The organism is Microbulbifer sp. ABE4_465 (assembly GCF_056160765.1).
The window spans coordinates 93,451-106,396 of the sequence record NZ_JBSWXV010000007.1; the positions used below are offsets into that span (position 1 = coordinate 93,451).

Annotated in this window: 10 protein-coding genes; 2 read left to right on the top strand and 8 right to left on the bottom strand. The window is 58.5% G+C overall.

Annotated elements, in window-relative coordinates:
- Positions 1-17 precede the first annotated feature (17 nt).
- A complete protein-coding gene (locus ACXAG1_RS12400; RefSeq protein ID WP_475119864.1) occupies positions 18-1,940 on the bottom strand; it encodes a glycoside hydrolase family 13 protein in 1,923 nt (640 codons plus the stop codon).
- A gap of 248 nt (positions 1,941-2,188) precedes the next feature.
- On the opposite strand from ACXAG1_RS12400, the gene ACXAG1_RS12405 reads away from it, so the two are divergent.
- A complete protein-coding gene (locus ACXAG1_RS12405; RefSeq protein WP_475119865.1) occupies positions 2,189-5,026 on the top strand; it encodes an alpha-amylase family glycosyl hydrolase in 2,838 nt (945 codons plus the stop codon).
- 36 nt (positions 5,027-5,062) lie between these two features.
- On the opposite strand, the gene pgaD is transcribed toward ACXAG1_RS12405, so the two are convergent.
- The 4 genes from pgaD to pgaA are packed head-to-tail and all read right to left on the bottom strand — an operon-like array spanning position 5,063 to position 10,636.
- Positions 5,063-5,542 carry a poly-beta-1,6-N-acetyl-D-glucosamine biosynthesis protein PgaD gene (pgaD, locus tag ACXAG1_RS12410; protein WP_475090799.1) on the bottom strand — a complete coding sequence of 160 codons (480 nt, stop codon included), beginning with the start codon at positions 5,540-5,542 and terminating at the stop codon, positions 5,063-5,065.
- Positions 5,539-6,795, bottom strand: coding sequence for a poly-beta-1,6-N-acetyl-D-glucosamine synthase (gene pgaC, locus ACXAG1_RS12415; protein WP_475119866.1), 1,257 nt, complete (start codon positions 6,793-6,795; stop codon positions 5,539-5,541). Before pgaC ends, pgaD begins: the two co-directional genes overlap by 4 nt.
- Positions 6,792-8,618, bottom strand: a complete 1,827-nt coding sequence (gene pgaB, locus ACXAG1_RS12420) for a poly-beta-1,6-N-acetyl-D-glucosamine N-deacetylase PgaB (protein WP_475119867.1) — start codon at positions 8,616-8,618, stop codon at positions 6,792-6,794. Before pgaB ends, pgaC begins: the two co-directional genes overlap by 4 nt.
- Before the next feature lie 2 nt (positions 8,619-8,620).
- Positions 8,621-10,636 carry a poly-beta-1,6 N-acetyl-D-glucosamine export porin PgaA gene (pgaA, locus tag ACXAG1_RS12425; protein WP_475119868.1) on the bottom strand — a complete coding sequence of 672 codons (2,016 nt, stop codon included), beginning with the start codon at positions 10,634-10,636 and terminating at the stop codon, positions 8,621-8,623.
- 214 nt (positions 10,637-10,850) lie between these two features.
- Between pgaA and ACXAG1_RS12430 the strand changes: the two genes are divergently transcribed.
- Positions 10,851-11,720: an alpha/beta hydrolase gene (locus ACXAG1_RS12430; RefSeq protein WP_475090794.1), complete on the top strand. Its 870-nt coding sequence runs from the start codon at positions 10,851-10,853 to the stop codon at positions 11,718-11,720.
- Positions 11,721-11,753: 33 nt separating this feature from the next.
- Here the strand turns inward: ACXAG1_RS12430 and ACXAG1_RS12435 are convergent, their stop codons facing one another.
- Genes ACXAG1_RS12435 through ACXAG1_RS12445 form a run of 3 tightly spaced genes read right to left on the bottom strand, consistent with a single transcriptional unit; the run spans position 11,754 to position 12,900 of the window.
- Complete coding sequence (locus ACXAG1_RS12435) at positions 11,754-12,125, bottom strand: VOC family protein (RefSeq protein ID WP_475090793.1); 372 nt, start codon at positions 12,123-12,125, stop codon at positions 11,754-11,756.
- 33 nt (positions 12,126-12,158) lie between these two features.
- Positions 12,159-12,581, bottom strand: a complete 423-nt coding sequence (locus ACXAG1_RS12440; protein ID WP_475090792.1) for a GNAT family N-acetyltransferase — start codon at positions 12,579-12,581, stop codon at positions 12,159-12,161.
- A gap of 28 nt (positions 12,582-12,609) precedes the next feature.
- On the bottom strand, positions 12,610-12,900 hold the full coding sequence (locus ACXAG1_RS12445) for a hypothetical protein (protein WP_475090791.1): 291 nt from the start codon (positions 12,898-12,900) through the stop codon (positions 12,610-12,612).
- Between the last annotated feature and the right edge of the window lie 46 nt (positions 12,901-12,946).

The window sequence follows — 12,946 nt, forward strand, 5'->3', positions numbered from 1 at the left end:
GAAGGGAGGTGGTTTCGCTAGCGGACCTCAAGAACCGAGACATCCCCTGCAGGGATCACCAGCTCGCTTATCGGGGTTTCTTTACCGTCCATTACATTCACCGCCGCAGAATTCCTCTCAAGCATTTCCGCCAAATGCGCCAGCGGCAGCTCCCGCGCTTTATCGCTCTTGTTGATGGCCACCATGACTGTGTCGTTATCGTCATAGCGGAAGTACACATAGAGACCATCGATGGGGGCAAAGTGCTTGAGCTTGCCGCTGTGGATAACGTCTTTGTCTTTGCGCCAGTTGAACAGCGTGCGCACGAATTGCTGCGCGTCTTTCTGTTCCACACTCAGGTTATTGCCGGTAAACGCATTGACCTTGTCGCCGGCCCAGCCGCCGGGAAAATCACTGCGCACGATACCGTCGTCCCGCTGCTTGGGGCTTTTCGCCAGAATCTCGTCGCCGTAGTAGAACTGCGGAATACCGCGCATGGTGGCGATGTAGGCAATCGCCATACGGAACTTGCCCAGGTCTTCATCCAGTTGACTGTAAATCCGGCTCATATCGTGGTTGCCGGCGAGGATCACCAGATTGTTCGGGTCGGGGTAGAGCACGTCATTGGCCAGTGACTCGTACAGGGAAATCAGGCCGGTGCTCCAGGTCTCCGGCTTTTCCAGCCCCTCGCGCAGGCCGTAGAGCAGCGGGAAGTCCATCATGCTGGGCACGTGGGATACGTAGCCGTTGCGGTTGTTATTGCCCGCCTGCCAGTAGGCCACCAGTGCCGCCTGACGGGTCCACTCCTCGCCGACGATATTGAAGTTGGGGTATTCCCGCATCAGGCGCTCGGACCAGCGGGTAAGAAAATCCGCATCGGAGTAGGCATAGGTGTCCACGCGAATACCGGAAAGATCCGCGTACTCCACCCACCAGATCGCGTTCTGGATCAGGTAGTTGGCCATGCGCGGATTGCGCTGGTTGGGATCGGGCATGGAGTCCACAAACCAGCCGTCGGTAAACAGCTGGTGGTCCTTGTGACTGGCGTAGGGGTCCATGTGCACGGTGCGCGCGTGATTGGTGTATTCGAACTCGCCTTTCTCGACCCCCTCGCCATTCAGCCAGTCATCCCCCGGAAGATCGTTCAGCCACCAGTGCCCGTCGCCAATATGGTTCGGCACCATATCCTGGATCACCCCGATCCCTTTCTGTTTTGCCGCGGCGACAAACGCGCGGAAGCTTTCATTGCTGCCGTAGCGCGGGTCGATGCGGTACAGATCCGTGGCGGAGTAGCCGTGGTAGGAATAGGCCGGCTGATTGTTTTCCACCAGCGGATTGGGCCAGATCTGGGTGAAACCCATATCGGCGATGTAGTCGAGGTGCGCCTGCATACCGGCGATATCACCGCCGTGGCGGCCGCCGGGGGCAGTGCGGTCCGGCCCCTCCAGCATATCCGCGGCGCGGTCATTGGCGGTGTCGCCATTGGCGAAGCGGTCCGGGGTAATCAGGTAGATGGTGTCACTGCTGTCGAACCCCTGACGCTCCGCGGAGCCGGCGCGGCGCTGCTTGAGGGTGTACTCCACTGTGACCTGGGTGTCGCCGCTGCGCAGTGCGATGGGCAGGGTGCCGGGCCTGGCGTCGTCGCTGATGGCCAGATTGATAAACAGGTAATTGGGATTCTGCTCCCGCTCGGTACCGCTCAGGGTAACGCCGGGGTAGTCGATGGTGACTGCTGCGTCTGCAATATCGTCCCCATGCAGCATCAGCTGCAGATTGGGCTCCGCCATCTGCGTCCACCAGAAGGGCGGCTCCACACGCTCGACGGCGGGCTGGTCGGCGGCGCTACAGCCCATGGTCAGCGCCATCAACGCCGAGAACAGTGGGGCTGCCAGTCGTGCTCTGGGGCGGCGGGGTGTATCCATCATCATCGCGGTCACCTGTTTTTGAATCGGGCGGTCCATCCGGGCGGACTATTCGCACTTTTTTTCACCATTGTGCCCGCACTTCACCCCCCTGTTATCCCCCTCCCGGCGGGGGGAGTCGCCGGCGCTCCTCTCGCGTGGGCCTGGCGCGCATTTTTACCACGCCCCACTCGGGGAGGAGGTATCGCCGCGCCAGTTCGGCAGTATGTACAGGAGCCCGTACCAGCGCGAATCTGCAGTAGAAAGTTCGTTGGGCACACGTTTAAGAAAAATAATCAACCGAGATGATGAACATGAACAAGAGCTACCTGGCCCTGGCGGCGCTGCTGCTGGGTGCGAGTTCTATGGCGCAGGCGGAATGGTTCCTGCGCGGTACCCACAACAACTGGCAAGCGGAGCAGATGACTGATGTCGGCAGCAACACCATGGTCGCCGAAGACGTGGTGTTCAGCGCGGCGGGCCAGTTCAAGATCGACCGCTGGGGTGACTGGAGTGAGAACTACGGTGCCAATCAGCAGCAGAACGGCCCGGATATCACCGTGGCCGCCGGTACCTGGGATATCGAGTTTTACACCGACACCAAGGACTACAGCATTCAGCCCGCCGGCGCGCCCGATGCGGATAACGATGGCGTGCCCGACAGCCAGGATCAGTGCGCGAATACCCCAGCCGGAGCGCAGGTTGATGCCAATGGCTGTGAGGTTGTGGTCACCCAGCAGCTGCATATCCGCGGCACCCACAACGGCTGGGTTGCCGGAGACCTGCTGAGCGATATCGGTGGTGGCCTCTACAGTGCCTGTCGCAACTTCGCCGGCGGCGATGGTGGCGGTGGCCCGCGCTTTAAAATCGACCCGAACGGCGGCTGGGGTGGCGACGAGTTTCCCGCAGCGGACGTTACCGCCAGCGGCTGGACGGAAGTGGTGGTGAATGGCAACAGCCTGACCGTCGCCAGCGTGACCACCGATATGGCCGCCAACTGCGGCAGCGGTGGAACCGACTCGGACGGCGACGGCGTGCTCGACAGTGCCGATCAGTGCCCCAACACCCCGGCAGGAGCCCAGGTGGATGCCAACGGCTGTGAAGTAGTCATCGACACCGATGGCGACGGCGTGCCGGACGCCACCGACCAGTGCCCCAATACCCCTGCAGGTGCGAGCGTAGATGCAAACGGCTGTGAGATCTCGGCGGATCTCGCCCTGCACCTGCGCGGCACTCACAACGGCTGGGTAGCGGGCGACCTGTTGACCCGCGTTGCCGGTACCGACAACTACGAGGCCTGTCGGAACTTTACCGCCGGCGACGGCAACGGCGGCCCGCGCTTCAAGATCGACCCCGATGGCGGCTGGGGCGGTGATCAATTCCCCGCGGAAGATGTATCGGCCAGTGGCTGGACCAGAGTCGTCGTCGATGGAGACAGCAACGCGCTGGCGAGCGTGACCACCAACCTCGGCGAAAACTGCGGCGCTGCACCGCAAGACAGCGATGGCGACGGTGTACCCGATGGCGCGGACCTTTGCCCGAACACCCCCGCCGGCACCACCGTGGACGCCGATGGCTGTGAAGTAGTGCAACCAGAACTGAGCGACTTCCGCAACCGCAGCATGTACTTCGTGTTTGTGGACCGCTTTGCCAATGGCGACACCAGCAACGACAACGGCAACAACGCAGCCGCTACCTCCAGCACGAAATCCGCGGGCGGCCTGTCCGAGTGGAAAAAATACTGGGGCGGCGATATTCAGGGTCTGATCGACAAGCTCGACTATCTGGAAGCGCTCGGCGTTACCGCCATCTGGGTCACTCCGCTGAACGACAACATCGACAACTCTGGCAGTGACGGCGCCTACCACGGCTACTGGGGTCGCGACTTCTATGAAGTGGATGAGCACCTGGGGGACTGGGCTCTCGTAGACCAGCTGGATGCGGAAATGGAAGCCCGCGGCATGAAGCTGGTGCTGGATATCGCCCTCAACCACTCCAACCAGGACGACCAGTATGAGTTCGGCGCGCTCTACAAAGAGGGCACCTTCATCACCGACGTGAACCAGGATAACGGCACCTGGTATCACCACAACGGCGCCATCTCCGATTGTGGCGACAGCGATCCTTCCACCACTTGCGGCAGCGAGTGGGACGATCCCTGGTCCTTCACCAACAAGACCCTGTTCAACCTCACCGACTTTAACCACGGGATTAACAGCAACAGCGCGGCGGATCAGTACCTGATTGATGCGGCGATCAAATGGATGAGTCACGGTGTGGATGCTTTCCGTATTGACGCCATCAAGCATATCGAGCCGAACTTTATCAACCGGTTCAGCCAGGCCGTGCGCGCGGTGGATCCGGATGTGTATATCTTCGGTGAGTGGTATGGCGCCGGTGCCGGTGAAAGCCTGTCGATGACCTTCCTCAATGAAAACCGCGGCTCCGAGCTGTTGGACTTCCAGCTGCGCAACAACATCGAAGCGGCCATTGCCGGCGATATCACCATGACCCAGCTGAACACCCATATCGAGTCCCGCGCGGGTGCGATGGGCAACCGCGAAAGCTGGCAGCCCATCTTCCTCGACAACCACGACGCGACCCGCACCAGTGTGTTCCTGCAAACCACAGGGCCTGTGGACAACGGCCGTACCGGCAAAGGTTTCAGCAAGGCGCTTGCCGATGCGCGCCAGAACCTGGGCATGGCGCTGGTGATGACCCTGCCGGGTATCCCCACCATCTACTACGGCAGCGAGCAGAACAGCACCTGGTTCACCGCCAATGGTGACGGTCAGGTGGGGCACGACCCGTACAACCGCGAGGGTATGCCTTCCTTCAGCGAAACCACCCAGGCCTTCCAGTTGATCGGTGCACTGGCCAACCTGCGCTCGGTAAGCCCGGCATTGGCGTCCGGCAGCTACAACGAGCGCTGGGTCAATCAGGACGTGCTGGTGTTTGAGCGGGTTCAGGGTAATGACGCGGTAATGGTGGCCGTCAACCGCGGCGGCAGCACTTCCATCAACGTGAGTAGTTTGGCGCTAGCGGATGGACAGTACAGCAGTCTGGTGGGCAGTGATTCGGTGAGTGTGAGCGGTGGCTCCGCGATTCTGAATCTGGATGCCAACGAAGTCATCGTGTTGCACTAAACCGCATTGTCCCGTGCCTGCTCACAGGGCACTGGGCTAGCGGTCTTTTCCTGAAGCCCCGGGCAGCCGCTCGGGGCTTTCTATTTTGGTGATGGTGCCCCGGTCGATATGCACCAGAGAAATGCGTTGTGTCTGCAGCTTTGCCACCTCTGCGGGGTCCACGGAAAACCTGCGCGCCTGGGATTCCGGGGGGAGCGGTGAGGGTGGGTTTCTGGCATCGACAACCGACTTCAGGTATTCGCGGCGGCTGATCGCAAGAACGGAAAGTGATAGAGAAAACAATACGATCAGTTTGAAGAATGGCAGCAGTTCCTGGAAAAAAAGTTTCGCGTGAACCGGCGGGAGAGCGTCGCGCAGGCCAAGCGCCACTTCGGTAGCGTGCCAGGCGATAGTCAGCACTGGTTGCAGCAACCAGATCATCAGTGCCCACGCCAGAAAGGTGAGAGCACCATCGCGCAAACGGCACCACCTGGGAACCTTTGCCCGGTCAATAATCGGCGGCCAGACTGGATTCATCGGAATCCCCTGTCGGGGCTCGTCCAGGTACCGGTTTGATGTCGCAAGTAGAGAATGCTGCGAGGTAAACCGACGATTGCGGTCAGCGCCTGTACAACCCAGAAAATCAGTGGGTACCAGATAATCCAGTAAAGGCTGCGGAATATATCCGGTTCAACTCTCCGGTCGAGCAATGCGGCGATCAGCGCCTGCAAGAGGTAGGTCAGTGCAAGGGTCATCCCCCACTTGTCAGGCAGGACCCCCAAGCTGTTAAAACCCAGTCCAAACGAAATTCCCAGCTGATGCAGTAGCCCGACACCCATAAACAGAAGTATGGTGTAAGACCAGAGTATCGAGAGCACATAGTTGATCCAGATAGGCCACATACGCAGCCCTTTGCGCGAGAAAAGCTGAGGGAAATATCGGAGGATGACTGTGGTTCCCCCTTCGCTCCAGCGCACCCGCTGTCGCCACAGACCGCGAAATGTTTCCGGGGTCAGTATCCACGCGAGTGCCTTGGGTACAAATTCGACATTCCAGCCCGCCATCTGAACGCGCCAGGTCATATCCACATCGTCCGTCAGGGCGTGTGTATTCCACCAGCCGGCTTCCTGCAGGGCGCGTTTGCGAAACGCGCAGACCGCGCCCGACACCGTAAAGAAACTGCCGTAAATATTCTGTGCCCGGCGGATAAGGCCCACCATGCCGGAGAACTCCCCCACCTGCAGTAGCCCCACAATACTGCTGCGGTTGCGAATGCGCGGATTGCCCGCGATACCGCCGATCCTAGGACTGACCTGAAACTGCCGCACGATCCAGTGCAGGGCATTGCGATCCAGTAATGCATCGCCGTCGATACACACCAGGATTTGATATCGCGCAGCCAGAGCACCGGTATTTAGCGCGCAGGACTTGCCCTGATTGCTGCTGAGGTGTATTACCGACAGGCGCGGATTGGTTTCGCACAGGGTGTCGAGGGTGGCAGCGGTTTCGTCTCTTGAGCCATCGTTTATCGCGATCACTTCGAAATTCGGATAGGTGATGCGGCTCAGGTTCTCAATGGTCTCCCTGACCTGGAGACCCTCGTTATAACAGGGCACCAGAATGGAAACCCCCGGGTAGGTGGTCAGCTCGGGAGGAGAATCAAATTGCGGTTGATGCCGTTCGCGCACGATGAAAAACAGCACCGCACCGGTTATCCAGTAGTAGGCCATGACAAACGGGTAACCGAAACAGAAAATGGCCAGGGCCTGTTCTACATAGGTCCAGTTCACGGTGTTTTCTCCCCGGATTGTTTGGCAGAGGCGGGGGGATCCGTAACGGTACCCTGCGCAGGGAATGTCCGCGCGGAGTTGGTGGGGGCCAGCGAAGTTACCGGGGGGCGATCGTTGATAAGGTCCTGTGGGTCCCAGCCAAAGGTTGTGCCGCCGAAACTCTGATACTGCAGAATCGCATCGCGGATTTCCGCCGCATTCGCCCTGTCGCCAGTGTAGCCCCACAACCCCGTACGGTGTGCAATGCGCTGATAGGGCGAAAGCCCATAGGGGGGAGCCGGGTCGCGCTCGTCTTCGCTCAACGGAATGGGGTTACTGGTTTGGCCGGGTACCAGTGTGATATCCGCAAGCGCCGCGCCGCGCATCAGCGGATAGTATTGCGGAGCGCGCCAGAACAGCTGCAGCCCGGGGCGCTCCTGCTCAATTATGGCGAAACAGCGCATCGCCAGTCGGTCGGCCAGCGGCCAGTGGCTGAAGTCTGTGCGCTGACGCCTGGCACGCATTTGCCAGGGAGTATTCTGTGGATCGGCGGGTTGCTGGGCGAGGCTGGCAACATCTTCCAGCAGCAGTCCGTCAAAAGGTACATAGCGTCCCAGATCGCGGCACAGTTGTTCCACCGCCCGGGTAGAACCGAGGGTGCGCAGCGCCTGCCGATGGGGAAAGCGGATAATCACCCGCGTACCTGCGCGAGCACGCATCTGTGCTGCCAGCCGCGATAGCAGATCCTGTTGCATAGGCAAGGTGCGGGTAGGAAACCAACTTGCGGTAATGTCGCCGTTGTTGTCTTCCACCAGGGTATCAACCAGAACACTGGTGGTACCCAGGGTCTGCAGATTCTCCAGTGCTGCACCCAGTCGCAGATTTGTCACCTCCGCACTGTCGCTGGCAAAGGCTGCAGGATCGACAGGCACGATACGCCGGGTATTAGTCCATGGGTCGATAAATTGCATCGCCGAAACCCACTCCCCGAGGGGCGGATTTTCCGTAGGCAGATAACGGGCGACCTGCATGGGAATGGATGACGACGGCAAGGTAAGTTGAGCAGGCTCCGGGTTCAGCGTCAGTGAAAAGTCAAAACCTGCCGATCGGGCGATCTCCAGAGTTGTCTGGTTATAGCGTCCGTAGGGCCATACCAGTGCTCGGGGCGCACGGCCCAATTGTTTTTGTATTCCGTCGCGGGCGCGCTGTAGGTCTGTGCGGATACGGGCCCGATATTCCGTCTCGTTTTCGTACCCGCGTGTCGGGTCATACCGGCGGGTGACCGCGGCGGGCAAGCCGTTCCCCTGCGGATTGCCAATCTCTTCCCGGTGCAGGTTAAACGTGTGCGAGGCAAACTCGATCAAGCCCGATGCCTGCATTTGCCGCGCCTCATCCCAGGTGATAAACGCGCTGCGCGGCAACTGCTGGCGCCCGTAAGTCACCGTCCCCCCCGCAGGCGTATCCATCCACTGCCCCACAACGGCCGCTACCACCGGGTAGCGATAAGTCAGGGCAAGTGGGTAGACGCGGGAAAAAGTACTGCGGCGGCCGTCGTCTACAGTCAGCAAAATGGCACTGTCCGGCAGTGGCGCTTCCCCGCGCTGCGCGCGGGCAATATCGTCGAGGCTGATGGGCGTCCAGTCGTTACCGGCAAGCCATTCGAAAAAAGCCACCAGCCGATCACTGGTGATCCCCGAGTCGTCCAACTGATCTTCCGTATCGGCAATATCGTGCAGCGCCACACTGTAGAACACGCCGGGCTCCGCGGGATCAGCGTGAACGGAACTGCAGAGCGGCATAAATGAAAAAACGATTCCGAGCAGCAAACCTGGCCAATAGTGCATGATCAGAACCTCTGGCTGTAATCGAGAAACAGCCCCCAGGAATATTCATTTTCGCCGTCATAACGCCGCATCGACCGCTCGATACCATAATGCAGCCAGGTGCGTGATGAGGGTTGCCAGTACTGGCTATAGCGCAGGGTGCCAATAGGGCCGGATGAGTAATTTTCCTGCCAGTAGCTACCCAGCTCGACAAAAAACTGTTGCACCAGATCCGCGTCGTACCAGCGCCACAGACGGTGTTGAATCGCAGTGGATAGTGACACTGAATAGTCTTCTTCCGGGTTGAAGTAGGGTGCCCCCAGCAGACTGTTGTTCGACGTATAAAAGGTAGGGCGTAAATAGATATCCAGGGAGTGGCCGTCATGCACCTTGGACATGCCGCTCACAAACCACTGCTGGCGGTTATTGCCATCGGTAAAATCCGCAATGGCAGCGTTTACCGAAATACTGCCCGCCTCGCTAAAGGTATAGGTGGTCCCCAAGCTCGCGGAGTCCGCGCGAATACCCGCCTCCTGAGCGCGCAGTGGTGTCATTTCTGAATAGCGTTGTAGATCTGCCGAGAAACCCCAGTGGTCCGTAGGCTGCCACTCGGCAAGGAGGCTGGCGCCGCCACCATCCAGTTCGCCACTGTGGTTCCAGCCCGCCAGGGTAACGGTCAGGTCTGGCCAGCGCCCTTCAATACCTGCACCAATGGCATTACTTGTGAGTGAGCGCCCTTCGGGGGTCGAACTGGTGCGGATATCGGCGGCAAACAGGCGGTAGCGCTCAGCCAGCGGTGGGGTGTATATCTGGAGAGTACCATCAAGCCCGCCGCCCTCTGCATCGGGACCGCCGCCTTGGGTTTTTGACGGCCGTAATTCCAGGTGCAGTTCGGCCTTATGATAATTGGCCAGGTCCCGCTGCAACCGCCGCACCTGGCCATTGCCCGGTGCGATCTCGGCGAGCGCGGTGATCTCCTGTTCCGCGACACGCCAATGGCGTCTACGCAGCAGCGAGTCTGCGGTCGATATACGGATGTCGGTCGCCTCTGGAGACAGGCTGCGTGCGATCAGAAGCTCCTGATGCGCACGCCTTGGCCATTCCCGTGCCGCTGCCATTTCGCCCCGTTCTGCGCGCAGCCAGGCATTGGCCGGCGCGGCTTCTACAAGAGGCTGCAATCGCTGCCAGCTGGCTTTCGGCATGGCAACCAGACGACGCGCTTGTGCGGCGAGAGTCTGATTGCTCAGCCATTCGTCGTTTGGTGAGGGGCGGCTATCAATGCCCACCTTTCGCCAGGCGCTGCCCTCCGCCGCGAGCGCGTCCGCCGTTGCCAGTGCGGCATCCAATTGTTCCGCCTCAAGCTGAGCGTAAAAGAGTCCCACACGGGCATCGCGGTTGTATCCACCTTCGGCAATCACGGTCTGGTACAGGGGAATGGCGCGCAGCGGCAGCCGCACAGCCAGCAACGCATCGGCCTTTGCCTGCAGGACATAGAGCGGAAGTTCGTCGCCGTGCTGTTCGAGACGGGCGATTTCGTCTAGTGCCTGCTGCCACCAGCCCCGATCCCGCAGAGCGATAACCAGGTCCCGTCGCAGCCGGGTCACCAGCCCCTGGTCGACGGGTTGGCTGTTTTCGGCGCGCTGTAACTGCGAGCGCAACTCGACGATTGCGCGATCAGTCCCATCGAACTGATGCGCTGGTCCCCGAGTATTGATCTGCTCACCCCAGCGCACCAGCAGCGCCGCCTGGCGCGCATCGATACCGGGGTCGCTGGAGCCCCGAGCGCGCTCTGCAGCAAATGGCGCATTCAGCTCCATTACGATATCGGCCTGTGCGCGGCGAATATGCGGATTATCAGGCGCAATTAACCGCGCCTCACCAATCAGGCGAAGCGCGGTGTAATGATCGCCCTCTCGAAAAGCAGCACGACCCTCTTCGAGCAACGCCTCCGCCTTAGCTGGCAGTGGCGCTTCATTGTTCGCAAATGCACTAAGCGGCGCCATTGCCGCCAAATAGAGTGCGCCCAGAAAAGCTCGCATTCCTTCGCTCCGGACCAGGAGCCCCTCCGGCTCCAAATCCTGTTCTTCATTTTTTAGATCACAGCTTTAAAACTTAGCAGCTTCGGTGCGAGGTATTGAAAAGAATGAGAGCGTGGAATCGCGATGAGCGCTGGGAAAGTGGTATCGTGGCAGGATGGATTTGAGAGGAGCCAGATAGGTGAAGCGCATATGCTGGGCAGTTGCGGCAGTGGCCATGAGCGTGTTGCTGTCGGCTTGTGATGTTTTTAAGGATGAAGAGTCAAAAATGACAGGTGCAAAGCCAGCCCCCTTGGACTTTCTTCCGGCCTTATCCGGTGACTACTTCCGGTTCGACTCGGAACAGGTTGGTCGCCCATATCATATCTACATTCGCCTGCCAGAAGATTATGCAGCTTCTTCGCAGAAGCAGTATCCGATAATTTACCTTCTAGATGGTGATTCTCTATTCCCAATTCTGGCTGCCAACCACATGTTTCTGCACTACGACGACGATATTCCTGAAGCCATCGTAGTAGGGATTGCTTATGGCGGCTTCGACCCTGAAACCAATTGGCGAGATTTCGACTTCTCCACCTACGCTGCTGACTGGAAGCGCAGTGGTGGAGCGGAGGCTTTTCATAAATTTCTGGAACACGAGTTGTTGCCAGAGGTTGAGAGTCGCTACCGTGCGGACTCGGAAAGACGCGTACTATTCGGCCAAAGTCGTGGTGGGTTTATGGCGCTGTACTCTGCTTTCAATCATCCGGATCTGTTTTGGGGGCGCATTGCCAGTAACCCCAGTTTTCTGCCAGATGGAGAGCAGTTCTTTGTGGATCCGGTAGCAGCCACGCGGAATGACTTGCAGGTAATTGTGGCAAGTTCATCAAATGATCGGTATCGAACGAATCGCGCGCGTACCATAGAGTGGCATGAGTATTGGTCGGTGCGCGAGGACCCCCCTTGGAGTACCCATTTCGTGAACATCGAAGGAGGCACCCATGCGGCGAACAGTACTGACAGCTACCGGGCGGGATTGCGGCAGGTATTTAAAGCAGAAATTGAGGTGGCTCATATGGACTCTGCGAGCTCATCTGCCGCTCGCTAAAAGCGGCAGTTGGTAGAGGGCAGTTCTTTATTCCTATCGATGTTGGTCAATCAAAATAGGATTTCCATCCGGATCTTCAATTACAATACTGCCGGGGCCTGAATCACCTTTCGCGTCATCGCGGACGATCTGGACTCCGCGTTTGATCAGTTCCTCGCGCAGCTCGCGTACATCGGTAAACTCACCGGTATTCTGCGCTGACTGATCCCAGCCGGGATTGAAGGTGAGCATATTCTTGTCAAACATACCCTGGAATAACCCAATAATATGTTCGCCGTTTTTCAGGATCGTCCAACCCTGCCCGCAGTCGCCGCCCAGTGACTCGAAACCGAGGCTCTCGTAAAATTTTTTTGAAGCCTCAATATCTTTCACGGTCAAGCTGATCGAAAATGCACCCAGATTCATATCGCTCTCCTTATTTTGTAATTGGAAAAATGGCTACTCGATAATGCGACGGTCAGGTTCCAGAATCCAGCACCTTTCATTGTGCTCGAATCCAATGCTTTGGTAGTAAGTGTTTGCGGCGGGTGCCGCAATGAGAATCAGCTTACATTTTGGGCCGAGTTTCTGCTGGGTAAGTTTTTGTAGCGCTTTGCCGATCCCGCATTTTTGGTGGCTGCTCGCTACCGCAAGGTCGGAAAGATAACAGGCGTAGTGGAAATCGGTCACGCTGCGAGCGATCCCTACTAGTTCGTTGCCTGCCCAAGCGCTCACCGTCAGATTACTGTTTTTAAGCATTCCTTCCAGGCACGCAAGATCATCCGCCGGCCGGCGTTCCGCGAGGGTCGACTGCTCAAGTAGTTGCAGAAACTGGGTGACTGAAATCTCGGTGTTGATTCTGTATTCGATATCCCTATTCATATAGTCTACCGGGCCCTTGATATGTGGGTTATAGATCGATATCGAAATCCGGCCCGCCTTTGCCGGATACTGCACGTCCCAAGCCGCGCAAAAGCGATGCGATTAAACGAAATGGCAGTTCGACGATGACTTCGGCGACCTGTAACCAGACGGACTCTTGCTCTTTATCGTGCTTTGGCCAGATATAGTAGGCGGCGAGATAGCCCAGAATAGATCCCGCCAGCACAAACACGCTGAATCCACGCGCGAACAGGTCGAAAATGAGGTAAATGCTGGCACAGAAAAAGAAAACGGCCAGAAGTTGCCGAAATACATACATTGTTATTCTTCCTTGGTACGTTCAAGCCATCATAACGCCACCGGCG